Here is a 24,209-nt window from a genome sequence, read left to right as displayed (position 1 = left end):
GACCACCAGGGTCTTCCGGCCCCACCGGCGGATTCCGACAAGCCGTGGCGCACGGCGTCCGCCAGGTCTAGAAAGGAACACCGTCCACCGTTCCCGTCCGGAAGGGACTCGCTCGTGTCCGTTTTCATCGCCGTCCTCCTCGCACTGGGCGCCGGGCTGCTCGTCGGCAGCCGCGTCCACAGCGCCCGCGAGGCCCGCGCCAACTACTCCGCCTACCGGGCCCGCACCGCGAAGGGGTTCGGGGAAATGATCCGGTCCGCGGTGTCCGCGTGCCTCGCGGTCGCCGGGGCCATCGCGCTGCTGGTCATCCTGCTGAACGTGCTCCAGCAGGCCTGAGCCGCCGAACCCGACTCATGGCGGGTTGTTGCGGCCCGGACCGCAGAGGACGCTTCTCCTGGCTCCCACGGGCGGAGCCGGGAAAGGACGACCTCCATGAGATCGAGGGTGCTTTCTGCTGCGCTCGGCGTGGCCACCGGCCTGCTGGGCACAGTCGCCGTCGCCGCGCCGGCCCAGGCCGCCGCGGTCTGCGGTGACCAGATCGTCGGCAACGGCGGGTTCGAGAGCGGCACCGCGCCGTGGACCCAGACCAGCGGGGTCATCTCCGCGGCCACCGCGGCGGAACCCGCACACGGCGGGACGGCGGTCGCCTGGCTGGACGGCACCGGCAGCACGCACACCGACACCCTGTCCCAGTCGCTGACGCTCCCCGCCGGCTGCGCGTCGGCGACGCTGTCGTGGTGGTCGCACATCGACACCAAGGAGACGACGACCAGCACGAAGTACGACAAGCTGCTGGTGCAGGCGGGCTCCGACACGCTGGCGAGCTACTCGAACCTCGACAAGAACACCGGCTACGTCCAGCGCACGGTGGACGTCTCCCGCTACCTCGGTCAGACGGTGACGCTGAAGATCACCGGCACCGAGGACTCCAGCCTGGCCACCAACTTCCTCCTCGACGACTTCTCGCTGACCACGACCGGGACGAGCAACCCGCAGTCGCCGGTCGTCACCTCGCCGGGCGCCCGGACCGGCGCCGTCGGCCAAGCCGCGGCACTGCAGATCCAGGCGAGCGACCCGCAGGGCGACGCGCTCACCTACAGCGCCACCGGCCTGCCCGCCGGCCTCGCGATCGGGGCGGGCACCGGCAAGATCACCGGCACGCCGACCGCCGCGGGCACCTCCTCGGTGACCGTGACGGCGAAGGACCCGGCCGGCAACAGCGGCAGCGCCACGTTCACCTGGACGATCTCGGCCGCACCCGCCGACTCGACGCGCACGCCGGTCAACCCCGCGTACACGGTGAACCTGACCTCGAACACCGCGGGCGACACCTGGACCGGGCACCAGAGCGTCGGCTTCACCAACGGTTCGGCGACCGCGCTGCCCGAGGTCTACCTGCGGCTCTGGGACAACTACCACGGCGCCTGCCCGACGACGCCGATCACCGTCACCAACGTCACCGGCGGCACGCCATCGGCGCTGAGCGTGAACTGCACGGCCTTGAAGATCACCCTGCCCGCGCCGCTGGCCCAGGGGCAGTCGGCGACCATCGGGTTCGACCTGAAGATCGTCGTGCCCAGCGGCGCCGACCGGTTCGGCCACGACGGCGCGTACAACATGATCGGCAACGCGCTGCCGGTGCTCGCGGTCCGCGACGGCGCGGGCTGGCACCTCGACCCCTACACGAACAACGGCGAGTCGTTCTACACGGTGATCGGCGACTTCGACGTCACCCTCGTCCACCCGGCGTCGCTGCTGACCCCGGCCACCGGCACCTCGACCGAGACCACCAGCGGCACCACGACCACCACGCACGCGGTGGCGGCCAAGGTGCGGGACTTCGCGTGGGCCGCCGGGCCGTTCGCGAAGATCTCGACGACGTCCGGCAAGGGCGTGCGGGTCAACGTCTACTCGGTCGGCGGGATTTCCACGAGCAGCGCGAACTCGATGCTGGCGCTGGCCGCCGACTCCGTCGACGTCCATTCGGGCCGCTTCGGCGATTACCCGTACGGCGAGCTGGACGTGGTGCTGGACAACAACTTCTGGTTCGGCGGCATGGAGTACCCGGGCTTCGTGCTCGACCTGGTGTCGAACGTGGCGCTGCCGCACGAGATCGCCCACCAGTGGTGGTACGGCATCGTCGGCGACGACGAGTACACCTCCCCGTGGCTCGACGAGAGCTTCACCGACTACGCCACCGACCTCTACCGCGGGATCACCGGCAGCGGCTGCGGCATCACGTGGCAGTCGAGCGCGGAGAAGCTGAGCAACTCGATGGCCTACTGGGACGCGCATTCGTCCCGGTACTCGACGGTGGTCTACAACTACGGCAAGTGCACGCTGCACGACCTGCGGCGGCTGATCGGCGACACGGCGATGGCGAACCTGCTGAAGTCGTACGCGCAGTCGCACTGGTACGGCGTGTCGACCACGGCGGAGTTCAAGGCCGCGGCGCAGGCGGCGGCCGGGTCGACCGACCTGACGTCGTTCTGGGCTTCGCACCGGGTGGAAGGCTGAAAAACGGTTGGAGTTCCCCGTCCGCGTCCGCCACTGTGGGGATGTGGACGGGGAACGGCTCTTTTGCGACACAGCTCTGGCCGAGCGCATCGAACGCGCGGAAGCACGGTTCGTCGCCGCGTGCAGTGCTGCTGCCCGCGCGCGGCTCGGGGATGACCTCGGCTTCACACGCCCGCTCGCCGGAGGTGTCGCGGCCTTCGCCGAAGCGGGCTCACCGTTCAACAAGGTCGCGGGCCTCGGCTTCGCCGGCCTGCCCGACGACCTCGACGAGGTGGAAGCGGTCTTCGCCGAGCTGGGCGCGCCGGTGCAAGTCGAGCTGTGCCACCTGGCCGATCCGTCCGTCGGGACGTTCCTGACCGCGCGCGGCTACCGGCTGGAGTCGTACGAGAACGTGCTCGGCCGGCGCCTCGGCGGCCCGGTGGAAGCCGCCGCCGGCGAGGTCCGGCCGTGCCGGGACGACGAGCTCGAAACCTGGCTGGCCGCCATCGCCGGTGCCTCCATGGTCACCGATACCGAAGGCCTGCCTTCGCACGAAGACTTCTCCCCCGAGATCATCGTGAACGCGCTGCGGGACATGGCCGGGGTCCGGCGGTACACGGCGGAACGGAACGGCGAGTTCGCCGGCGGCGCGAGTTTCCGGGTCACCGACGGGATCGCGCAGTTCGCCGGCGCCGCCACCATGCCGGCCCACCGCCGCCGCGGCGTCCAGACGGCACTGCTGCGCACCCGGCTCGCCGCGGCCACCGCGGCCGGGTGCGACGTCGCCATCGTCACCACGCTGCCGGGGTCGAAGTCGCAGCAGAACGCCCAGCGGCAGGGGTTCGACCTGCTCTACGCCCGGGCGATCCTGGTGAAGGGCACCTCCGCGACGAGCTCCTCCGGCGCGGACAGCCGCCAGGCCTCGTAGAGGAGCTCGGCGAGCTCTTCGGCGTCGATGCCGTCGAGGTACACGACCACCCAGCCGAACCCGCCCGCGGTGAACTGCACCTCGAACACGTCCGGCCGCTCCGAGACCAGCGCCAGCTGTTCGGAAACGGTCTGCTTGAGGCCGACGGTCCGGGTCCGCGGCCAGAAGTAGCCGAACCGCTTGCCGCGCACGCTGAACGACGAGTAGTCGCGCGCCTCCGAGCGCTGGACCTCCGCCAGCGTTCCGAGCAGCTGTTCGAGTTCCCGGACCTGCACCGTCACCGTCGTCCCCCAATCTCCGGCGACCACCGTAGCGCGCCGGTACCGTGCGGAACATGAGCGAGCCCGGAGACGTCCGCGAAGCCGTCCTTGACGACGGCCGCGAGGTGGTCGTCAAGCGGGGCCACGCTCCCGGGGCCGCGGCGGCCGAGGCGGCGGGCCTGCGCTGGCTGGCTGCGGCGGGCACGGTCCCGATACCCGCCGTGCACAGCCACGACCGGGACCGGCTGGTGATCGACCGTGTCCCGGCCGGGCGCCCGTCGGCGTCGGCCGCGGACCGTTTCGGCCGCGGGCTGGCCGGGTTGCACACGGCGGGCGCTCCGGCGTTCGGCGCACCGCCGCCGGACGGACCGGCGGAGGCGTGGATCGGCCGGGCGCCGATGGCCAATGTCCCGGCCGGCGACTGGGCGGCCTGGTACGCGTCCGACCGCGTGCTGCCCTACGTCCGCCTGGCGGTGGACGCGGGAACGTTCGGCCCGTCCGAAGCGGCGGTGTTCGAGCGGGCCTGCGCGCGGATCCCGGCTTCGGCGGAGCCGCCCGCGCGGCTGCACGGCGACCTCTGGAACGGCAACGTCCTGTGGGACGGGCACCAGGTGTGGCTGATCGATCCGGCCGCGCACGGCGGGCACCGCGAGACGGACCTGGCCATGCTGCGCCTGTTCGGCTGCCCGCACCTCGATCGTGTCGTCGTCGCCTACGAAGAGGTGACGCCACTGGCGGCCGGGTGGCGCGACCGGATCGGGCTGCACCAGCTGTTCCCGCTGCTGGTGCACACCGTCCTGTTCGGACCGTCCTACGCCGGCCAGGCGGTCTCCGCGGCGCGTTCCTTCTAGCAGCGCTGCAACATCGACTCCAGCGCCTTCTGCTCCGGGACGGTGATCGTCAGGCCGTAGTTGCGCTTCACCACGATCCAGTCGGTGGCGTAGGCGCACCAGTACGACACGAGCGGCGGCTTCCAGGCGTCCGGGGCCTTGTCGCTCTTCTGCACGTTGAGGTTGTCGGTGACCGCCTTCAGCTGCGGCCGGACGAGGTCGTTCGCGAACTGCTCCCGCCGTTCCCGCGTCCAGCTCTTCGCGCCGCTGACCCAGGCCTGCCCGAGCGGGACGACGTGGTCGATGTCCACATCGGACGCCTTGTGCCAGGTCTCGCCGTCGTAGGGGCTGACCCAGGTGCCGGACTTCGCCGCGCACTGCGCGTCGGTCTTGACGTCCTTGCCGTCGCGCTTGAGCACCTGCTCCCGGACGTCGCAGTTCGCGTCGACCTTGTCCCAGTGCGGGAACTCGTCACGGCTGTAGCCGTCCATGGTCCCGCGCACGGCGACCTTGAGGGCGGCCAGTTCGGTCCGCGCCTGGTCGGGCGAGATCGGCGGAGCGGCGACCGTGCCGGGCGCCTGGGTCACCGGCCCGGCCCCGGACGCCAGCTCGTCGGCGAGCTTGCACCCAGTGAGGGACGAACCGGCGAGGACGGCCAGCAGGACAAGCGCTCGGGTGCGCGGCATCGTGAACCCCTTTCACGTCTACCCGGAGGTGCCCAGCGGAGGCGCGGGGGAAACGGTGCAGCCGGTCCCGTTGACGCGAAACGATCGGGGCAGTTCAGGAGCCGTGGAAGACCTGGGCGACAAAGACGGCGGCGACGATCCCCACGGTGACGAGCACGGTGAGCACAAAGACGAGCCCCCACGGAACCTGCCGGATCGGCCGCGGCCGCGGGAAGACGGCCGAGCCGGGCCCGCGCACCGCCGGCGTCCACGCAACGGCATCGTCCTCGGCCGCGGGCGGAGGCGGTTCCGGGAGGACGGGAATCACGGCGGGCAGTTCCGGCAGCCGGTCGAGCACCGGAAGCCGGGCCGGGAAGCCATCCGCGATCAGCGCCGCCCGCGGTGGAGCGAGGTGGGCGAGGGAGAGGGCGTAGCAGGCGTCGAGGACGTCATCGGCCGACCAGACGGTCCGCCACCGGTTGTGCTGGGCGATGATCCGCCGCAGGCCACGGGGATCGGCGAGCACGACCGCAACACCGGGCACGGGCTCGGGGGCACGCCAGTGGAACGTCGGTGGGGTGTTTTGGGGGCCGGGTCCCGGCGCTGGGGCACCCTCGGACCGGGTCTGCGGCGGGGCCGCCCAGCTGCTGCTTCGGGGGTCGGGTCCCGGCTCCGGGACACCCTCGAACCGGGTCTGCGGCGGGGCCGCCCAGCTGCCCCTTCGGGGGCCGGGTCCCGGAGCTGGGGCAGCCTCCGACCGGCCCTCCGACGAGCCCGCCACCGGCCGGCGGCCGGGCGGCGCCGACGCGGGTTCCGGCCCCCACAACTCCGGGTCCGCTTCAGGCTCGCTCGCCCCCGGATCCGCCGCCGGGACCACCGCGACCAGCCCCGTCACATACCTGCCGCCCTCATGCCCGCCCAGCGCGCCCTTCGCGGCCGCCACTCCCGCTCCTGCCCGCTCGTCCGGGCCCGGCCACTGCGCCGGCCCCGGTTCGTGCGCGGCGATCACCACCACGCCGTACCGGGTGAACACCAGCGCGTCCACGAACCGCGGCCCCAGCCGGCTCGGCAGCGCGATGCCCGCCAGCGCGAGGCCCGTCAGGTGCTCCGGCCCCGGGCCCCACGACCGCAACAGTCCCACCACGTGCTCCGCCGCCGCGGGGAGGCGGCGGTCTTCGGCGGTGCGCTGGAGGGCCACGAGCACGCCGATCACACCTCCCACGACAAAACGGCGAGCGCTCCTCCGACGGTAGGAGGCAACCCCACCGCCGCCCCAGCAGCCGAACGAGTGGTCGATCACCACCGTGTGTAGCCGGGGCATCCTGGAGCGGTTCCTACCACCGATCAGGGAGACCGCCGATGGCTTCACCCCCAGCCGCGTACCGAGGCCGTGCCCTCGACGTCGACCGGCCCTTTTACCGGCGGCTCGCCGTCGAAGACGGCCGGGAACTCGTCGACGCGTTCGAGGTCCCGATCCGCTCGGGACGCGCGTGGCGGGTGCCGCGCGGGCACCTCTGCCGCCTCCGGACCGTCGAGGGACCGCAGGTCGGCGACCTCAACCTCTGGCACGCCGACGACCCGCGCGAACGGTTCTGGGCCGCGCGCACCCGCCAGCTGCAGCGCGCCCACGTCAGCACGTTCGACCGGTTGTGGTCGACGCTGCCGTTCCTGCGCCCGCTGGCCACCATCACCGCCGACACCCTCGACGGCCACGGCGCCGACGGCGACGGCGGACGCGTCCACGACCTGCTCGGCACCCGTTGCGACCCGTACGTCAACCGGATGCTCACCGGCGAGGACTTCGACTTCCACTGCCATTCGAACCTCGTCCGCGCGGTCGCACCGTTCGGGCTCACCGAGTTCGACGTGCACGACGTCCTCAACGTCTTCCAGTGCACCGGCCTCAACAACGAGGACCGGTACTTCATGAAGGCCAGCCCCGCCCGGCCGGGCGACCACTTCGAGTTCTTCGCCGAGGTCGACCTGCTGTGCGCGCTGTCGACCTGCCCGGGCGGCGACCTTTCGGTCCCGCTGTGGGGGCCGGACGCCCGCGACCCGATCGACACGTGCCGCCCGCTCGGCGTCGAGGTCTTCAAGCCACGGGCGGAGCTCCTCGCGGACTGGCGCCCACCGGAGCGCGCGGCCTACCGCGGCCTGCACGGCACCCGGCTGCCGGAGTGGCCGCCGACGTGACCGAGAGCTGCGCCGACGCACCGAACCGGGTGCGGTCCACTGTGGACCGCACCCGCCCGGGCTACGGCCGCGGGGTGTTGCGCAGGTTGGTCCGCGCCAGGTCGACCATCTTGCCGACGCCGCCGTTGAGCACCGTCTTCGTGGCGCCCAGCGCGAAGCCGCGGACCATCTCACCGGTGATCCGAGGCGGGATCGACAGCGCGTTCGGGTCGGTGACCACCTCGACCACCGCCGGGCCGGGGTGGGCGAACGCCTTCTCCAGCGCGCCGCGGACGTCGGCCGGGTCCTCGACCCGCTCCGAAAACACGCCGCAGGCGGCCGCGATCGCCGCGAAGTTCACCGGTGCGTGGTCGGTGCCGAAGTCCGGGAGGCCGTCGACGAGCATCTCGAGCTTCACCATGCCCAGCGTGGCGTTGTTGAACACCACGACCTTCACCGGGACGTCGTAGGCGGGCAGCGTCAGCAGGTCCCCCATCAGCATGGCGAGCCCGCCGTCACCCGACAGCGACACGACCTGGCGGCCCGGCTGGGCGAGCTGCGCGCCGATCGCGTGCGGCAGCGCGTTCGCCATGCTGCCGTGCCGGAACGAACCCAGCACGCGGCGGCGGCCGTTCGGCGTCAGGTACCGCGCGGCCCAGACGTTGCCCATGCCGGTGTCGACGGTGAACACCGCGTCGTCGGCCGCGACCTCGTCGAGCACCGAAGCGACGTACTCCGGGTGGATCGGGCGGCGGTGCTCGATCTTCGTCGTGTAGGCGCCGACGACCTTCTCCAGCTTCCGCACGTGCTCGCGCAGCATCCGGTCGAGGAACGCCCGGTCGGTGCGGGGCTTCAGCAGCGGCAGCAGCGCACGCAGCGTCTCGCGCACGTCGCCGTGCACGGCCAGGTCGAGCGGGGTGCGGCGGCCGAGGTGGGCCGGGTCGTGGTCGATCTGCACCGTGCGGGCCTGCGGGAGGAACTTGTCGTACGGGAAATCCGTGCCCAGCAGCACGATCCGGTCGGCTTCGTGCATCGCGTCGTAGCAGGCGCCGTAGCCGAGCAGGCCGCTCATGCCGACGTCGAACGGGTTGCCGTACTGGATCCACTCCTTGCCGCCGAGCGAGTGCCCGACCGGCGCGGCGAGCTTTCCGGCCAGCGCCATGACCTCGTCGTGCGCGCCGCGGACGCCCGCGCCGGCGAAGAGCATCACCTTCTCGCCCGAGTTCAGCAGGTCCGCCAGCTCGGTGACCGCCTGGGCCGGCGGCACCGCGGGCGACGGCGTGACCAGCGGAAGCCGCTCGGTGAGCGGGCCGGTGGCCTTGCGGTCGGCGAGGTCGCCGGGGATGGTCAGCACCGCGACCCCGCCCTTGCCGACGGCGGTCTGCGTGGCGATCCGCAGCAGCCGCGGCAGCTGCGCGGGGTCGGCCACCAGCTCGCTGAAGTGGCTGCATTCGGCGAAGAGCCGGTCCGGGTGGGTCTCCTGGAAGAACCCGGTGCCGATCTGGTTCGACGGGATGTGCGACGCGATCGCCAGCACCGGTGCTCCCGAGCGGTGGGCGTCGAACAGGCCGTTGATCAGGTGCAGGTTGCCCGGCCCGCAGCTGCCCGCGCAGACGGCGAGCTTGCCGGTGACCTGCGCTTCGGCCGCCGCGGCGAAGGCGGCGGTCTCCTCGTGGCGCACGTGCACCCAGTCGATGCCGTCGGTGCGGCGGACCGCGTCGACGATCGGGTTCAGGCTGTCGCCGACGATGCCGTAGATGCGCTCGACCCCCGCGTCGCGCAGGGTCCTGACCAGTTGTTCCGCCACGGTAGCCATACCTCCAGCCTGGCCCGGGACGATCGATGCGTCCAATGCCTGATTGGCTGAAAATCCATACACTAATGGCATGGACGTGCAGACGCTGCGGCTCTTCCGGGAGGTCGCCGACGGCGCCACGGTCACCGAGACCGCCGCGCGCGGGCACCTCACCCAGCCCGCCCTGTCGCGGGCCCTCCGGCGGCTCGAGCACGACACCGGCGCGGAGCTGTTCCGCCGCTCCGGGCGGGTGCTGCGGCTGACGCCGGCCGGGCACGCCTTCAAGCGGCACGTCGATCGCCTGCTCGACCAGCTCGACCTGGGCCTGCGGGAAGTCGGCGAGATCGTCGCGCCGGACACCGGGGTCGTGCCGCTGGCCTTCCTGCACACCTTCGGCACCTGGCTGGTGCCCGCGGTGCTGCGCGGCTTCCTGCGCGAGCACCCGGGCGCGCGGTTCGAACTGCGGCAGCACGGCGAGGCCGGGCTCGAGGCGGAACTCCTCGACGGCACCGCGGACGTCGTCATCACCAGCGGCGACCCCGGCCACCCCCAGCTGCACTGGACCCGGCTGCTCGTCGAGCCGCTGCGCCTCGCCCTGCCCCCGCACCACCGGCTCGCCGGGCGCCGCCGGGTCCGCCTCGCCGACGTCGCGGACGAGACGTTCATCCTCCTGCGCCCGGGTTACGCGCTGCGCGAGGCGACCGAACGGCTGTGCGCCGAAGCCGGGTTCACCCCGCGCACCGGGTTCGAAGGCGACGAAGTCGAGACGCTGCGCGGCCTCGTCACCGCCGGGCTCGGCGTGTCCGTGCTGCCGCTGCCGCCCACGGCACCGATCCCCGCACCCCACCTCGAACTGACCGATGTGGACGCTGCCCGCGACATCGGGCTCGCCTGGGCGAGCGGCCGGAACCTCCCACCGTTGAGCGAAACCTTCCGACGGCACGTCCTCGACACCGCACCACGGCTGGCGCCCGCCGACTTCGACAGTCCACAAGGGACGATGTGAGAAGCGCCGTGCGGGACCGCGGGAACCCCGGCGGTGTGCGAGGGTGGAGGCATGGTCGCCGCGCTGAGATCCTTCCTGCTGTCCTGGACCTCCGTCACCCCGGTGCTCGGCGTGCTCGTGCTGGCGCTCGCCTGGGGCCGCGACCTCGGCCCGGTCTTCGTGGCCGTCGCCGTCGCACTGGGGGCGACCGTGCTGGCCGCGGTGCACCACGCGGAGGTCGTCGCCCACCGGGTGGGCGAACCGTTCGGCTCGCTCGTGCTCGCGGTCGCCGTCACGGTCATCGAGGTCGCGCTGATCGTCACGATGATGGTCTCCGGCGGCCCGGAGGCGGGCTCGCTCGCCCGGGACACCGTGTTCGCCGCCGTGATGATCACGACCAACGGCATCGTCGGCATCTCGCTGCTCGTCGGCGCCCGGCGCTACGGCTCGACGCTGTTCAACCCGGAAGGCAGCGGGGCGGCGCTGGCGACGGTCGCGACGCTGGCCACGCTGAGCCTGGTGCTGCCGGCGTTCACGTCCAGCACGCCCGGACCGGTGTTCTCCCCCACGCAGCTGACTTTCGCCGCACTGGCGTCCCTGGTGCTGTACGGGACGTTCGTGCTGACCCAGACGGTCCGCCACCGCGACTTCTTCCTCCCGGTGGCGGCCGACGGCGCCGTCAAGGAGGACGACCACGCGGACCCGCCGTCGAACCGGGCGACGCTGGGCAGCCTCGCGCTCCTGCTGGTGGCGCTGGTCGCGGTGGTCGGGCTGGCCAAGGTGGAATCGCCGGCGATCGAAGCCGGCGTGCGCGCGGCCGGGTTCCCGCAGTCGTTCGTCGGGGTGGTGATCGCGCTGCTGGTGCTGCTCCCGGAAACCCTGGCCGCGGTCCGCGCCGCCCAGCGCGACCGGATGCAGATCAGCCTGAACCTCGCGTACGGTTCGGCGATCGCGAGCATCGGCCTGACGATCCCGGCGATCGCGCTGGCGTCGCTGTGGCTGCCGGGCCGGCTCCTGCTCGGCCTGGGCTCGACGCAGATCGTGCTGCTGGCGTTGACGGTGGTGGTGAGCGTCCTGACGGTGGTCCCGGGCCGGGCCACCCGCCTCCAGGGCGGCGTGCACCTGGTGCTGCTGGCGGGTTTCCTGGTCTTGGCCATCAACCCCTGACCCGTGATGCCCCGCCAGACACGCGTGATGCCCGCCCGATCACGCGAGATGCCCCGCGAATCACGGCCGGTTCCCCGTTCGTCTCACCGGCCCGGGCGGAAAACGGCATCTCTCGTGATCGAAGAGGCATCATGCGTGATTGGCGGGGCATCACGCGTGATTGCAGGGGCATCACGCGTCAGGACGTGGTGACCTCGATGCCGACCACGCAGGTGTCGTCGTCGGTGTCCGCCGTGCTGTAGGTCAGCAGGCGGTCCAGCTGGTGCTCCAGGCCGCCGTTGTGGCCGTCGACCAGTGTCACCAGGCGGGCGACCGACTCCTGGACCGGGCGGTCGCGGCGCTCGATCAGGCCGTCGGTGTAGATCAGCAGGATGTCGCCCTCGGCGAGCTGGAGCTCCTCTTCCTGGTACTCGACGTCGCGGACCGCGCCGAGCAGGGATCCGCGGATCAGCGGCAACGTCGTCGCCGAGCCGTCGCGGTGGCGGACGATCGGGGGCAGGTGGCCCGCCCGCGCCCAGCGGAGCTTCCGGTGGGCCGGGTCGTAGACCGCCGCGACCGCGGTCGCCGTCACGTGGTCGGTGAGGTGGTAGGCCACCAGGTTCAGCCACGTCAGCAGCTGGGCCGGCCCGGCGCCCGTCGCCGCGAGGCCGCGCAGGGCGTTGCGCAGGCTCACCATCCCGGTCGCCGCGTCGATGCCGTGGCCGGCGACGTCGCCGACGCACAGCAGGACCTCGCCGGTCGGCAGGGCGACCGCGTCGTACCAGTCGCCGCCGACCAGGTGCTCCTTCTCCGCGGGCCGGTAGCGGACCGCGGCACGCAGGCCCGGCATGTCGATCGGCCCCTTGGCCGGCGGCATGATCGCGCGCTGCAGCTGCAACGCGAGCCGGTTGCGCTCGATCGCCTCCTGCTCGGTCTCGGCCAGCCTGTCCCGCGTCGCGGCCAGCGCCACCTCGGTCCAGTGCTGCGACGAGACGTCCTGGTAGGCGCCGCGGACCGCGACCAGCTCGCCGCGGGCGTCGACGACCGGCTCGGCGACCACCCGGATGTACCGGGCGACGCCGTCGGAGCGCTGCAGCCGGAACGCCGTCGACGACGGGCGCTTGTGGTGCAGCACGCCGCGCAGGAACCGGCCGATCGCCGGCGCGTCGTCGGAGTGGGCGTGCGCGGCCAGTTCGTTCAGCGACAGCGGCATGGCGTTCGGCGGCAGCCCGTACAACGAGAACAGCTCGGAGTTCCAGGTGATCACGCCGGTGACCACGTTCTCCTCGAAGCCGCCGATGCGGCCGAGCCGCTGGGCGTGCTGCAGCAGCACCGCGAGCTTCGCCGCGTCGTCCTGGATGCGCAGGATCAGCAGCACGTTCCCGGCGAAGCGGGTGACGCTGACGTCGGTGAGCACGGTCAGCGGCACCTGGTCGACCAGGGTCGTGATCGCCATGCTGTCGGCCCGGAACGGCTCACCGGTGGCGTACACGCGCTGGACCTTGTCGAGCAGGCCGCTCTCCTCGGCGGCGAGCGGGTACGCCTCCAGCAGCCGGGTGCCGACGATCCGGCTGCGCGGCCGCCCGCCCGGGTCGGCGAACCGGACGTTCGCGTGGTGGATGCGGAAGTCGCTGAGCCGGTCGCCGCCGTCGAGGCACGGCGAAAGCAGCACGGCCGGGTCGTGCAGGCCGTCGATGAAGTCGACCAGCTCGCCGAGGAAGTCCCCGGACCCGTCCGCCGCCACCGGCGTGATCACGCCGTCCCAGGTGTCGAGGGTGTGCGCGCACAGCTCGGCCAGCGCCTCCAGCTGGCGGCGCTGCCGGCCCGGTTCCGGCGGCAGCGGCTCCGGCCAGCACATCTCGACGACGCCGATGATCCGTCCGCCGGTGCCGGTCGGCACCGCCACCCGCCCGCCGCCGGAGAGCGTGTGCTGCCCGATCGAGGGCAGCCCGCCGCCGGCGAGCGTGGGGAACCAGACGGTGTCGCGTTCGATCAGCGCGCTGCGGGCGGGCGTGGCCACCCCGGGTGGGACGTAGCACCAGCGGGCCGCCTCTTCGGCGGAGAACCCGGCCGAGCCGGCCAGCGTCAGCGACCCGTCCGGCCCGGCGAGCCACACCGCGACGGCGGTCGCGCCGAGCGGCCGCAGCGCGTGCTCCAAAATGGACTCCGCGACGCGCTGGGTGTCCCCCGCCGCGAGCACGCCGCTTTCGGCGGTCCGCAGCCGCACGGCGACGGACTCCTCGCCTTCCGCACGGGCCAGGAACTCCTGCGTCACCTCGGTGATGCGGTCCTCGGCCGCCTCCCCCACGACGTCCGCCGCGAACTCCAGCGGCGTCACCCCGGACCGTTCGGCCAGCGTTTCCAGCTGCTTCGCCGCGTCCGACGGCGTGCAGTGCAGGCGTTCCATCAGGACGCCCTTGGCCAGCTCGATCAGGCCGCGGCCGTCGGCGACGGCGTGCGCGTGGTCGACCTCGCCGCGCAGGCGGGCGACGGTGTCGGCGAGCCGGGCGAGGTTGGCCGACACCTCGGCCGGCGGGGGCAGCACGGGAATGCCTTGGTCTTCGGCAGGCAACCTCTCGTCGCCGATCACGCCGTCACGTGCCGCTTGATGCGGGCGACCAGGTCGTCCGCATCAACCGGTTTCGTCACGTAGTCGGTCGCACCCGAAGCGAGGCTCTTCTCCCGGTCACCCGGCATCGCCTTCGCCGTCACCGCGACGATCGGGATGCCGGCGTGCTCGGGCATCGCGCGGATCTTCGCCGTCGCGGTGTAGCCGTCCATCTCCGGCATCATCACGTCCATCAGGATCAGGTCGATGCCGGGGTGCGAAGCGACGGTCTCGACGCCCTTGCGGCCGTCCTCGGCGTGCAGCACGTGCATCCCGTGCAGCTCCAGGATCCCGGTCAGCGCGTAGACGTTGCGCGGGTCGTCGTCGACGATCAGCACCGTCCGCCCGGCCAGGGTGGTGTCGACGTCGGCCGCCCGCACCGGCGTGGCCGGCTCGTCCGGGCGGACCAGCGGCAGCACCGCCCCCGGCTCCTCGGCCGACAGGTGCAGGGCGATCCGCTCGCGCAGTTCGTCCAGCCCGGACAGCACCTCCAGGGACTGCACGTCCGAGCGGGACTGCACCAGCTGTTCGAGCTCGCTGTCGAGGCGGCGGCTGTTGTGCGCGAGCACCGGCACCAGCCGCAGCGCGCTGTCGCCCTGCATCGCGTCGAGGAACGTGAACGCGGTCCGGTCCGGCAGGTCCAGGTCGAGCACCACGCAGTGGTAGGCGTCGGTGGCGAGCGCGGCCGCCGCCTCCTGCGTGCCGACCGCCGTCACGACCTCGACGTCGGCGGGCGAGAGGCCGATGTCGCGGCTGTCGGAGAGGTCGGCCGCCGCGCTCTCGGCGACGAGCGTGAGCAGCCCGTGCTGGCGTTCCTCGACGACCAGCAGCCGCCGGTACGCGCGCGGCCCCGACGCCGGGGCGGGGGCACCGGAGTCGGTCGTCGCGAGCGCGGTGCCGGGGTGCTCCCCCGCGGGCAGCGGCGCGAAGTCCGGGCGCGCGACCGGCAGCGTGAAGGTGAACGTGCTGCCCTCGCCCAGGGTGCTTTCGGCGGTGATGACGCCGCCGAGCAGCTGCGCGATCTCGCGGCTGATCGACAGGCCGAGCCCGGTGCCGCCGTACTTGCGGCTGGTCGTGCCATCGGCCTGCTGGAACGCCCCGAAGATCGATTCGAGCTGGTGCTCGGCGATCCCGATGCCGGTGTCGGTGACGCGGAAGGCGACGGCGGGCCCGTGCACGCGCAGCGGTCGCGGCAGGGTTTCCGGGTCCACCGGCTCGATGTGCAGCTCGATCCCGCCGACCTCGGTGAACTTGACCGCGTTGGACAGCAGGTTGCGCAGCACCTGCCGCAGCCGGGAGTCGTCGGTGAGCAGCTCGGGGGACGAGCCGGGCGCGACGGTGATCCGGAAGTCCAGGTTGCGCTGGGAGGTCATCGGCCGGAACGTCGCCTCGACGTAGTCGATGAGCTGGCGCAGCGACACCTGCTCCGGGGTGACGTCCATCTTCCCGGCCTCGACCTTCGACAGGTCGAGGATGTCGTTGATCAGCTGCAGCAGGTCCGAGCCCGCGGAGTGGATGATGCCGGCGTACTCGACCTGCTTCGAGGTGAGGTTGCGGGTGGGGTTCTGCGCGAGCAGCTGCGCGAGGATCAGCAGGCTGTTGAGCGGGGTGCGCAGCTCGTGGCTCATGTTGGCCAGGAACTCCGACTTGTACTTCGACGCCAGCGTCAGCTGCTGGGCGCGGGCCTCCAGCTCCTGCCGGGCCTGCTCGATCTCGAGGTTCTTCGTCTCGATGTCGCGGTTCTGCGTGACCAGCAGCGCCGCCTTCTCCTCGAGCTCGGCGTTGGAGGACTGGAGTTCTTCCTGCCGGGCCTGCAGTTCCTCCGACCGGGCCTGCAGTTCCGCGGTCAGCCGCTGCGACTCGCCGAGCAGCTCGTCGGTGCGGGCGTTGGCGACGATGCTGTTGACGTTGACGCCGATCTGCTCCATCAGCAGTTCCAGGAACGCGCGGTGCACCGCGGTGAAGCCGTGCACCGACGCCAGTTCGATGACGCCGAGCACCTGGTCCTCGACCACGATCGGCAGCACGATCAGCCCGGCGGGCGCGGTGCTGCCCAGACCGGAGGAAATCGTGGCGTAGCCGGGCGGCACGTCGTCCACCGCGATCGGGCGGCGGCTGCGGGCGGCCTGCCCGACCAGCGACTGGCCGATCCGGAACCGCACGGTGGGGACGTTGCCGGCCGCGCCGGACTCGGGGTGGCCGTAGGCGCCGACCAGCCGCAGCTCCGGCACCTCGGCGGTGTCGTCGGCCAGGTAGAACGCACCGAACTGGGCGTTGACCAGCGGGACGAGCTCGTCCATCACCGCGGCCGCGACCACGGCGAGGTCGCGGCGGCCCTGCATCAGCCCGGTGATCGTGGCCAGGTTGGACTTCAGCCAGTCCTGCTCCTGGTTCGCCCGCGTCGTCTCGCGCAGCGACTCCACCATCGAGTTGATGTTGTCCTTCAGCTCGGCGACCTCACCGGAGGCGTCGACGGTGATCGAGCGGGTCAGGTCGCCCTCGGCGACCGCGCTGGTCACCTCGGCGATCGCGCGGACCTGCCGGGTGAGGTTGCCGGCCAGCTCGTTGACGTTCTCCGTCAGCCGCTTCCACGTGCCGGACACGCCTTCGACCTCGGCCTGGCCGCCGAGCCGGCCCTCGCTGCCGACCTCGCGCGCCACGCGCGTGACCTCCGCGGCGAACGCCGAGAGCTGGTCGACCATCGTGTTGATCGTGGTCTTGAGCTCGAGGATCTCGCCGCGGGCGTCGACGTCGATCTTGCGGGTCAGGTCACCCTGCGCGACGGCGGTGGTCACCTGGGCGATGTTGCGGACCTGCCCGGTGAGGTTGTTCGCCATCGAGTTGACGTTGTCGGTGAGGTCCTTCCAGGTGCCGGCCACGTTCGGCACGCGCGCCTGGCCGCCGAGCATGCCCTCGGTGCCGACCTCGCGGGCCACGCGGGTGACCTCGTCCGCGAACGCCGACAGCGTGTCGACCATCGTGTTGATGACGTCGGCCAGCGCCGCGACCTCGCCCTTGGCCTCGACGGTGATCTTGCCCGACAGGTCGCCGCGCGCGACCGCGGTGGCGACCTGGGCGATCGAGCGCACCTGGCCGGTCAGGTTGGACGCCATGACGTTGACGTTGTCGGTGAGGTTCTTCCAGGTCCCGGACACGCCGCGGACGGTTGCCTGCCCGCCGAGGTTGCCCTCGGTGCCGACCTCGCGGGCCACCCGGGTGACCTCGTCCGCGAACGCGGACAGCTGATCCACCATCGTGTTGATGGTGTCCTTCAGCTCGAGGATCTCGCCGCGGGCGTCGACCCGGATCTTCTGGGACAGGTCACCGCGGGCGACCGCGGTGGTGACCTGGGCGATCGAGCGGACCTGCGCGGTGAGGTTGTCGGCCATGACGTTGACCGACTCGGTGAGGTCCTTCCAGGTACCGGAGACGCCCTTGACGTCGGCCTGGCCGCCCAGCCGGCCCTCGGTGCCCACCTCGCGCGCCACCCGGGTGACCTCGTCCGCGAACGCGGACAGCTGATCGACCATCGTGTTCAGCGTGTCCTTGAGCTCCAGGACCTCGCCGCGGGCGGTGACGTTGATCTTCTGCGAAAGGTCCCCGCTGGCCACCGCGGTGGCGACCTGGGCGATGTTGCGGACCTGGTCGGTCAGGTTGCCCGCCATGAAGTTCACCGAGTCGGTGAGGTCGCGCCAGGTGCCCGAGACGCCCTTGACGTCGGCTTGACCGCCCAGCCGGCCCTCGGTGCCCACTTCGCGGGCCACGCGGGTGACTTCGTCGGCGAACGACGACAGCTGGTCGACCATCGTGTTGATCGTGTTCTTGAGTTCGAGGATTTCGCCGCGGGCGTCGACGGTGATCTTCTGCGAGAGATCGCCCTTCGCGACCGCCGTGGTCACCTGGGCGATGTTGCGGACCTGGTCGGTCAGGTTCCCGGCCATGAAGTTCACCGAGTCGGTGAGGTCGCGCCACACGCCGCCGACGCCGGGGACCTGGGCCTGGCCGCCGAGGCGGCCTTCGCTGCCCACCTCGCGCGCCACCCGGGTGACCTCGTCCGCGAAGGACGACAGCTGGTCCACCATCGTGTTGACGGTGTCCTTCAGCTCGAGGATCTCGCCGCGGGCGTCGACGTCGATCTTCTGCGACAGGTCGCCCTTCGCCACCGCGGTCGCCACCTGGGCGATGTCCCGAACCTGGGTGGTGAGATTTCCCGCCATGGCGTTGACCGAGTCGGTGAGGTCCTTCCACGTGCCGGACACGCCGGGGACCTTCGCCTGCCCGCCGAGCTGCCCCTCGCTGCCGACCTCCCGCGCGACGCGGGTGACCTCGGAGGTGAACAGCGACAGCTGGTCGGCCATGCCGTTGAAGACCGTGGCGATCTCGCCGAGCAGGCCGTCCGCCCCGCCGGGCAGCCGGATGCCGAAGTCGCCGTCGCGCACGGCGGTCAGGCCGGCCAGCAACCGGCGCAGCTCCTGCTCCCCGGCCTCGCCCACGCCCGAGGTGTCCGCCCCCGCACCCGGGCGCACACCGTCGACCATTGCCCCACCCATCCGCCACCGTTCCTTCGTTCGCCGGCACCGCGGCGCCGTCCCGCTGTGTGCACACCGGATGGCTCAGCATAGTGCAGCTGCACTAAGATGGGCGGCAACGGTTGAGCAACCAGCCGCGCCCGTGTCCGCGCGCGCTCCCCGGCGGTGCTCGAAGCCTTTCCTTCTCCCCCAGGCCATCCGGCCGCATTGACCCGTTCGGCTGAACGCCGCTCCGGGGTTCGGTGGCCCGCGCTCCGGCGCCGTCGCCGCGCTTCGCCGCGCCCGGATTCGGCGTCCGGTGTGGACACTCCACGGTGACACTCCACTGTGGAGCTTCGGTTCAGAGCCAGTCCTTCTTCTTGAACACCCCGTACAGCCCGAACGACAGCACCAGCACCACGGCCGTCGACGTCCAGAACCCGCTCGGCGCGCCGTTGCCCGGGTACGGCACGTTCTGGCCGTAGAACCCGGTCACCGCGGTGGGCACCGCGATCACCGCGGCCCAGCCGGTGACCTTCTTCATGATCAGGTTGAGCCGGTTGCCCTGCAGGTTCAGCTGCGTCTCCCGGACCGTGGCGATCAGCTCCCGCAGCGCCTCGGTCTGCTCCGCGGCCTGCCGGGCGTGGTCGTGGACGTCCTCGAAGTACGGCCGGGTCAGCTCGTCGGCCAGCTTCAGGTCCGGCCGCATCAGCGAGCCGATCACCTCCCGCATCGGCAGCACCACGCGGCGCAACGCGGTGAGGCTCTTGCGCAGCCGGAACGAGCGGCGCTGCAGCTCCGAAGAGTCCGGGCGCTCCTCGAAGACCAGGTCCTCGAGGGCTTCGACCTCGTCGTCGAGCGCCTGCACGGCTTCGAAGTGCCCGTCGACGACGTAGTCGAGCAGGCCGTGCAGCAGGAAGGACACGCCCGCCCCGGCCAGTTCGGTCGCCTGGTCCCAGCGGCGCACGACCGGCTCGATGGCGAAGCCGTCGTCCTTGCGCACGGTCACCAGCGCCCGCGGTGTGACGAAGGCGCCGAACTCGGCGGTGCTCACCCGGCCGGTCCCGGCGTCGAACCGCACGGCGTAGGCGGCCAGGAAGGCGTGGCCGTCGTAGCGGTCCAGCTTGGGCCGCTGGTGTTCGGAGACGGCGTCCTCCACGGCGAGCCGGTGCAGCCCGAGTTCCCCGGCGAGCTGGGTCAGATCCGCCTCGGTCGGCGCGCACAGGTCCACCCACACCGCGGTCCCCGGTTCGGCCAGGAACCCGGAGACGTCCTCGACGGGAAAGTCTTCCTTCTGCAGCTCACCGTCGCGGTACACCCGGGTCCTGGTCATGCAGGTGACTACCCGGCGCGGCCGCGGTTCACCCGTGGCACCGGTCGCCGCGGCCGTTGTCGCCGAAGATCGTATCGCTTATCGTATACGAAGCCGCACCCTCCCAACGCCGCGAGGTGACCCCGTGCCTGCTCCGACGACGCTCATCGCCCGTGACTTCACCGAATTCCGCACCGCCGTTTCGCAGTCCTTCGTGCCGCTGCACGTGACCGCGGGCGGTGACGGCTTCCGCGGCCGGATCCGCTCGTCCGCGGCCGATGAAGTGCAGGTTTCCGAGGTCACCGCCTCGCCCCACGTCGTGGAGCGCACGCCGGAGCTCATCGCGCGCGGCGAGCGCCGCTACTACAAGCTGAGCCTGATCCTGGCCGGCACCGGGCTGCTCGTGCAGGACGACCGCCAGGCCGTGCTGCGGCCCGGCGACGTCGCCCTCTACGACACGCACCGGCCGTACTCGCTGGTGTTCGAGGAGGACTTCCGCACGCTGGTGGTGATGTTCCCGCAGCGGCTGATCGACCTCCCGGCCGAGCTCGTCGGGCGGCTGACCGCGGTGCGGATGTCGGGCAAGGAGGGGGTCGGCAACGTCGTCGTGCCGTTCCTCGCCCAGCTCGGCGGCAACCTCGAGCAGCTGGCGGGCCCGGCGGGCGCCCGGCTGGCGCACAGCGCGGTCGACCTGCTGTCCACCCTGGTCGCCACCGAACTGGACCTCGCGCGCGCGAACGCCGACCCGCACCACGAGCTGATGCGCCGGATCCGCGCCCACATCGACGCCCACCTGCAGTCGGCCGACCTGACCCCGGCGCGGATCGCGGCCGAGCACTTCATCTCCACCCGGCACCTGCACGGGCTGTTCCAGGAGCAGGGCACCACCGTCTCCGGCTGGATCCGGACGCGGCGGCTCGAGCACTGCCGCCGCGACCTGCTCGACCCGGTGCACGCGGGCCGCCCGGTCGCGGCCATCGCCGCCCGGTGGGGGTTCGTCGACGCCGCGCACTTCAGCCGGGTGTTCAAGACCGCGTTCGGACGGGCGCCGAGCGAGGTGCGCCGGCAGTTGACCGTCAGCGTCCGGTAGTTGCCCGCCAGCGCGTGACCGCTCGCCCGGGCGCCGGTGCCCGCCCGACGATGAGGCCATGCCCGAAGCCCCCACCGACGGCTGGCGCACCTACGACGAGTTCGCCGCCGGGATCGCCACCTACCGCCTGCCGAACGCCGACCTCACCGGCCGGGACGTCACGATCACCCTCGACGACGGCGAAGCCGTCGAGCTGAGCTACCAAGACGCCGGGCGTGTCGTGTGCAACGGCGTCGAAGACCCGTACGACGCGGTCGCCGTGCGCGACGACGTCTTCTTCGTGAACCTGCCGCGCACCAGCGTCGACGGCGAAGCGCTGACCGTCGTGTACTCGACGGCGACCCACCGGGCGCTCGCCGTCCGCTCGGTGATCGGCACCGGGGACGTCGAGGGTGTTCCCCGCGTCTCGCAGGACTTCCGGGCGGGCGTCACCGGCGGCGGCGAGCCCGCCGGGGCCGCACCCGGGCCGTCGCGCGACCTGATCGGCAAGCGGAACCTCTACCGCTACAGCCCCGATCACCTCTACGAGCACGTCTACGTGTCGTCGCAGCGCTACGCCTGGCAATGCCTCGAAGGCGTCCAGCGCGGCCACGGCGACATGGACCTCTCGACGGTGTGGAAGTTCGCCGACGGGCTCTACCTGTTCTGCTTCCGCGAGTTCCGGATCGCCGTGGCGAGCGTGTGGCTGCACGACCTCGGCTACGCCCTGCGCACCACCGGCGTCTTCCTCGGCCTGACCGGCGACGGCCGCTCCGAGCACTCCCGCGCCGGCGGCCACGTCTACCCGCTGGGCGCGGTGGCCTACCCCGACGCCCAGCCCGTCTGAAGGAGCTGCCCGTGTCCCCTGTGGACGTCATCCGCGCGCACTACGCCGCCAGCGACCGGGGTGACCTGCCCGGCATGCTCGCCCCGCTCGGCCCGAAAACGACGTGGACCGAAGCGGCCGGGTTCCCCTACGCCGGCACGTACACCGGTCCGGACGAGGTGCGGGAGCACGTCTTCGCGGCGATCGGCCGGGACTGGGACGGCTACCGCTTCACCCTCGGCGACCTGTTCGACGCCGGGGACGCGGTGATCGGTGTCGGCACCTACACCGGCACGCACCGCCGGACCGGCCGGCCGTTCACCGCCCGCGTCGCGCACGTGTGGCGGTTCGACGGCGGCGAGGTCGTCTCCTTCGAGCAGATCGTCGACTCCGCGCCGGTCGTGGCCGCATCCCGGGAGCAGTTATGAGAAAAGTCCTGCCCACCCTGGCGGTCGCCGTTCTGCTGGCCACCGCGGGCTGCGCCGGTTCGGAAGCCGGCGCGAACGGCCCGATCGTCGTCGGCTCGGTCAACGCGCTCAGCGGCGCCGCCACCTTCCCGGAGTCCTCCCAGGCGGCGAGGGCCGTGTTCGACGCGGCCAACGCCGCCGGCGGCGTTGGCGGCCGCAAGATCGAGTACAAGGCGATCGACGACAAGGGTGATCCGGCGGCGGCCGCGGCCGCCGCCCGCGAGGTGGTCGGCGGCGACCGGGCCGTCGCGCTCGTCGGGTCGTCGAGCCTCATCGAGTGCGAGATCAACGAGAAGTACTACGAGCAGCAGAAGATCCTGTCGATGCCGGGCATCGGCGTCGACCCGGCGTGCTTCACCGGCCCGAACATCGCGCCGGTGAACGTCGGCCCGTTCCACGACATGACCCTGACCCTGCTCTACGGCTCGGAAGTGCTGAAGCTGGACGACATCTGCGCGCTGCTGGAGATCGCCGGCAACACGCTGCCGGCGTACCGGGGCGCCATCGCCGAGTGGACGAAGATCACCGGCAAGAACCTGAAGTACGTCGACTCGACGGTGCCCTACGGCGGGTCGGACTACACGCCCTACATCGTCAAGGCGCGTGCGGCGGGGTGCAAGGCCATCACCGTCAACCCGGTGGAGCCGGACTCGATCGGCCAGCTCAAGGCCGCGCAGGCGCAAGGCTGGACCGACGTCACGTGGCTGCTGCTGACCAGCGTCTACAGCGAGAACTACGCCAAGGCGATTTCGCACGCGGGCGCCGGCGTGTACGTGCCGGCCGAGTTCTCCCCGTTCACCGACGCCGCCGCCCCGGCCAACCGGGAGTGGCGCGACCTGATGACGAAGAACGGGATCCCGCTGACGTCGTTCAGCCAGGGCGGCTACCTGGCGGCGAAGTACTTCCTCGCCGTCCTTCGCGGGATGACCGGCGACATCACGCGCGAGTCGGTGACGACGGCGCTTCGCGAGATGAAGCCGATCAGCGACCCGATGGTGGGCACGCCGTACGTGTTCGGCCCCGCGCAGACCCACCACGACAACACGGCGGGCTGGCCGATCAAGCTCACCACCGGGTCGAACCGGTGGGAGCTGGCCGCGCAGGACTGGCTCCGGATCCCACGCTCCTAGGAGGACGTCGATGCTGCAGGGCGCTTTGGCCGGTCTCGCCGCCGGCGGGCTCTACGCGGTGCTCGCGGTCTGCCTGACCCTGATGTCGCGGCTGGTGCGGGTGGTCAACTTCGCCCAGGCCGCGACCGGGATGTCCGGCTGCTACGTCGCCGTCTTCCTCGCCGTCCACCTCGGCTTCCCGGAGTGGCTGGCGACGCTCGCCGGCATCCTGCTCGGCGGCGCGCTGAGCGCGGTGCTCGGCTGGATCGTCTCGACGTGGCTCGCCGAGGCGGACACCGGGACCCGATCGGCGGTGACCGTCGCCGCGCTCCTGCTGCTGATCTCGCTGGCGTTCATCCTGTTCGGCACCAAGCCCCAGCCGTTCCACCCGGTGCTGGCCGGCCCGGCGTTCACAGCCGGCGGCGTGGTGGTCAGCCAGGTCACGGTCGTGACGGTGGCGCTGGCGGTGCTGGTGGCGCTGGGCTGCCGGGTGGTACTGGCCCGCACGGCCCTCGGCGTGCGGCTGCGGGCGCTGTCGGAGCGCCCGACGACGGCGGAGCTGCTGGGCATCCCGGCCCGGCCGCTGTCGATCGGCGTGTGGACGGCGACGGGCGTGATCGCCACGCTCGCGGTGTCGATCGTGGCACCGTCGCAGTCGAACGACCCGACGTCCCTGTCGATGCTGGTGGTCCCGGCAGCCGCGGCGGCGCTCTTGGGCGGCTTCCGGCGGCTGGACCTGGCGGTGGCGGGCGGCCTCGTGCTGGGAATGGCGCAGGGCGCGGTCGCCCAGTCCGACGGGCTGTCGGTGCTGCGGTACTTCCTCCCGTTCCTGGTCATCGTGGCGCTGCTGCTGTGGACGCAGCGCAAGGAGGTGTGGGATGCGGCTCGCTGATTCCGCTGTGGCAGGGCTTGCCTCACGGCCCGCAGGAAACCCGCCGGGCCGGGCACGGCTGCCGCGGCTCGCCTGGCCGCCGAGGGGCGGCGGGATGCCGCTCGCTGACCCCACTGTGGCGGGGCTTGCCTCACCGCCCGC

General features: G+C 72.0%; 19 protein-coding genes. 12 read left to right on the top strand and 7 right to left on the bottom strand.

Features of this window, described 5'->3' with window-relative positions:
* Window positions 1–114: 114 nt before the first annotated feature.
* The 3 genes from Q5425_RS12410 (at window position 115) to Q5425_RS12400 (ending at window position 3,424) form a co-directional block, all read left to right on the top strand.
* Window positions 115–336 carry a hypothetical protein gene (locus tag Q5425_RS12410; protein WP_308672325.1) on the top strand — a complete coding sequence of 74 codons (222 nt, stop codon included), beginning with the start codon at window positions 115–117 and terminating at the stop codon, window positions 334–336.
* 108 nt (window positions 337–444) lie between these two features.
* Window positions 445–2,517, top strand: a complete 2,073-nt coding sequence (locus Q5425_RS12405) for a putative Ig domain-containing protein (RefSeq protein WP_308672490.1) — start codon at window positions 445–447, stop codon at window positions 2,515–2,517.
* Between the two features lie 43 nt (window positions 2,518–2,560).
* Entirely contained in the window at window positions 2,561–3,424 is an 864-nt protein-coding gene (locus Q5425_RS12400) for a GNAT family N-acetyltransferase (protein WP_308672324.1), read from the top strand.
* Here the strand turns inward: Q5425_RS12400 and Q5425_RS12395 are convergent.
* Window positions 3,349–3,705: an MmcQ/YjbR family DNA-binding protein gene (locus Q5425_RS12395; RefSeq protein WP_308672323.1), complete on the bottom strand. Its 357-nt coding sequence runs from the start codon at window positions 3,703–3,705 to the stop codon at window positions 3,349–3,351. The two genes, Q5425_RS12400 and Q5425_RS12395, sit on opposite strands and share 76 nt — an antisense overlap.
* Before the next feature lie 53 nt (window positions 3,706–3,758).
* Here Q5425_RS12395 and Q5425_RS12390 point away from each other — a divergent pair, with 53 nt between their 5' ends.
* The gene (locus Q5425_RS12390; RefSeq protein ID WP_308672322.1) at window positions 3,759–4,535 is read left to right on the top strand and encodes a fructosamine kinase family protein; all 777 of its coding nucleotides are present in this window, start codon (window positions 3,759–3,761) and stop codon (window positions 4,533–4,535) included.
* Here Q5425_RS12390 and Q5425_RS12385 read toward each other — a convergent pair.
* Together Q5425_RS12385 and Q5425_RS12380 are read right to left on the bottom strand one after the other, a co-directional pair.
* Window positions 4,532–5,200, bottom strand: coding sequence for an HNH endonuclease family protein (locus tag Q5425_RS12385; protein ID WP_308672321.1), 669 nt, complete (start codon window positions 5,198–5,200; stop codon window positions 4,532–4,534). The two genes, Q5425_RS12390 and Q5425_RS12385, sit on opposite strands and share 4 nt — an antisense overlap.
* A 94-nt stretch (window positions 5,201–5,294) precedes the next feature.
* Entirely contained in the window at window positions 5,295–6,383 is a 1,089-nt protein-coding gene (locus Q5425_RS12380) for a hypothetical protein (RefSeq protein ID WP_308672320.1), read from the bottom strand.
* A 155-nt stretch (window positions 6,384–6,538) separates the two neighbouring features.
* Between Q5425_RS12380 and Q5425_RS12375 the strand changes: the two genes are divergently transcribed.
* Window positions 6,539–7,372 carry an urea carboxylase-associated family protein gene (locus tag Q5425_RS12375; protein ID WP_308672319.1) on the top strand — a complete coding sequence of 278 codons (834 nt, stop codon included), beginning with the start codon at window positions 6,539–6,541 and terminating at the stop codon, window positions 7,370–7,372.
* A 61-nt stretch (window positions 7,373–7,433) separates the two neighbouring features.
* On the opposite strand, the gene Q5425_RS12370 is transcribed toward Q5425_RS12375, so the two are convergent.
* A complete protein-coding gene (locus Q5425_RS12370) occupies window positions 7,434–9,167 on the bottom strand; it encodes a pyruvate dehydrogenase (RefSeq protein WP_308672318.1) in 1,734 nt (577 codons plus the stop codon).
* 70 nt (window positions 9,168–9,237) lie between these two features.
* On the opposite strand from Q5425_RS12370, the gene Q5425_RS12365 reads away from it, so the two are divergent.
* Window positions 9,238–10,152 carry a LysR family transcriptional regulator gene (locus Q5425_RS12365; RefSeq protein ID WP_308672317.1) on the top strand — a complete coding sequence of 305 codons (915 nt, stop codon included), beginning with the start codon at window positions 9,238–9,240 and terminating at the stop codon, window positions 10,150–10,152.
* A 51-nt stretch (window positions 10,153–10,203) separates the two neighbouring features.
* On the top strand, window positions 10,204–11,298 hold the full coding sequence (locus Q5425_RS12360; protein WP_308672316.1) for an ionic transporter y4hA: 1,095 nt from the start codon (window positions 10,204–10,206) through the stop codon (window positions 11,296–11,298).
* A gap of 178 nt (window positions 11,299–11,476) precedes the next feature.
* Here the strand turns inward: Q5425_RS12360 and Q5425_RS12355 are convergent, their stop codons facing one another.
* The 3 genes from Q5425_RS12355 to Q5425_RS12345 all read right to left on the bottom strand — a co-directional run bounded on the left by Q5425_RS12355 (window position 11,477) and on the right by Q5425_RS12345 (window position 19,726).
* The gene (locus tag Q5425_RS12355) at window positions 11,477–13,867 is read right to left on the bottom strand and encodes a SpoIIE family protein phosphatase (protein WP_308672315.1); all 2,391 of its coding nucleotides are present in this window, start codon (window positions 13,865–13,867) and stop codon (window positions 11,477–11,479) included.
* Window positions 13,864–18,423, bottom strand: a complete 4,560-nt coding sequence (locus tag Q5425_RS12350) for a HAMP domain-containing protein (RefSeq protein ID WP_308672489.1) — start codon at window positions 18,421–18,423, stop codon at window positions 13,864–13,866. Before Q5425_RS12350 ends, Q5425_RS12355 begins: the two co-directional genes overlap by 4 nt.
* A 331-nt stretch (window positions 18,424–18,754) precedes the next feature.
* A complete protein-coding gene (locus Q5425_RS12345; RefSeq protein WP_308672314.1) occupies window positions 18,755–19,726 on the bottom strand; it encodes a magnesium transporter CorA family protein in 972 nt (323 codons plus the stop codon).
* A 124-nt stretch (window positions 19,727–19,850) separates the two neighbouring features.
* On the opposite strand from Q5425_RS12345, the gene Q5425_RS12340 reads away from it, so the two are divergent.
* Genes Q5425_RS12340 through Q5425_RS12320 form a run of 5 tightly spaced genes read left to right on the top strand, consistent with a single transcriptional unit; the run spans window position 19,851 to window position 24,068 of the window.
* The gene (locus tag Q5425_RS12340; protein WP_308672313.1) at window positions 19,851–20,795 is read left to right on the top strand and encodes a helix-turn-helix domain-containing protein; all 945 of its coding nucleotides are present in this window, start codon (window positions 19,851–19,853) and stop codon (window positions 20,793–20,795) included.
* Window positions 20,796–20,853: 58 nt separating this feature from the next.
* Window positions 20,854–21,621 (top strand): MoaF C-terminal domain-containing protein, encoded by a 768-nt coding sequence (locus Q5425_RS12335; protein WP_308672312.1) that lies wholly within the window; start codon window positions 20,854–20,856, stop codon window positions 21,619–21,621.
* Between the two features lie 11 nt (window positions 21,622–21,632).
* A complete protein-coding gene (locus Q5425_RS12330; protein ID WP_308672311.1) occupies window positions 21,633–22,028 on the top strand; it encodes a nuclear transport factor 2 family protein in 396 nt (131 codons plus the stop codon).
* Window positions 22,025–23,197 (top strand): ABC transporter substrate-binding protein, encoded by a 1,173-nt coding sequence (locus tag Q5425_RS12325; protein ID WP_308672310.1) that lies wholly within the window; start codon window positions 22,025–22,027, stop codon window positions 23,195–23,197. Before Q5425_RS12330 ends, Q5425_RS12325 begins: the two co-directional genes overlap by 4 nt.
* A 10-nt stretch (window positions 23,198–23,207) precedes the next feature.
* Window positions 23,208–24,068 carry a branched-chain amino acid ABC transporter permease gene (locus tag Q5425_RS12320; protein WP_308672309.1) on the top strand — a complete coding sequence of 287 codons (861 nt, stop codon included), beginning with the start codon at window positions 23,208–23,210 and terminating at the stop codon, window positions 24,066–24,068.
* The last annotated feature ends 141 nt before the right edge of the window (window positions 24,069–24,209 follow it).

The sequence above is a fragment of the Amycolatopsis sp. A133 genome (assembly GCF_031082405.1).
Taxonomy (GTDB): domain Bacteria; phylum Actinomycetota; class Actinomycetes; order Mycobacteriales; family Pseudonocardiaceae; genus Amycolatopsis.
This window is presented reverse-complemented; position numbering and strand designations above follow the sequence as displayed.

Coding starts and splice junctions, on each gene's coding strand:
- Q5425_RS12390 (WP_308672322.1), top strand. CDS start 3,759: ATGAGCGAGCCCGGAGACGTCCGCGAAGCCGTCCTTGACGACGGCCGC.
- Q5425_RS12385 (WP_308672321.1), bottom strand. CDS start 5,200: ATGCCGCGCACCCGAGCGCTTGTCCTGCTGGCCGTCCTCGCCGGTTCG.
- Q5425_RS12375 (WP_308672319.1), top strand. CDS start 6,539: ATGGCTTCACCCCCAGCCGCGTACCGAGGCCGTGCCCTCGACGTCGAC.
- Q5425_RS12370 (WP_308672318.1), bottom strand. CDS start 9,167: ATGGCTACCGTGGCGGAACAACTGGTCAGGACCCTGCGCGACGCGGGG.
- Q5425_RS12365 (WP_308672317.1), top strand. CDS start 9,238: ATGGACGTGCAGACGCTGCGGCTCTTCCGGGAGGTCGCCGACGGCGCC.
- Q5425_RS12360 (WP_308672316.1), top strand. CDS start 10,204: ATGGTCGCCGCGCTGAGATCCTTCCTGCTGTCCTGGACCTCCGTCACC.
- Q5425_RS12350 (WP_308672489.1), bottom strand. CDS start 18,423: ATGGTCGACGGTGTGCGCCCGGGTGCGGGGGCGGACACCTCGGGCGTG.
- Q5425_RS12345 (WP_308672314.1), bottom strand. CDS start 19,726: ATGACCAGGACCCGGGTGTACCGCGACGGTGAGCTGCAGAAGGAAGAC.
- Q5425_RS12335 (WP_308672312.1), top strand. CDS start 20,854: ATGCCCGAAGCCCCCACCGACGGCTGGCGCACCTACGACGAGTTCGCC.
- Q5425_RS12325 (WP_308672310.1), top strand. CDS start 22,025: ATGAGAAAAGTCCTGCCCACCCTGGCGGTCGCCGTTCTGCTGGCCACC.
- Q5425_RS12320 (WP_308672309.1), top strand. CDS start 23,208: ATGCTGCAGGGCGCTTTGGCCGGTCTCGCCGCCGGCGGGCTCTACGCG.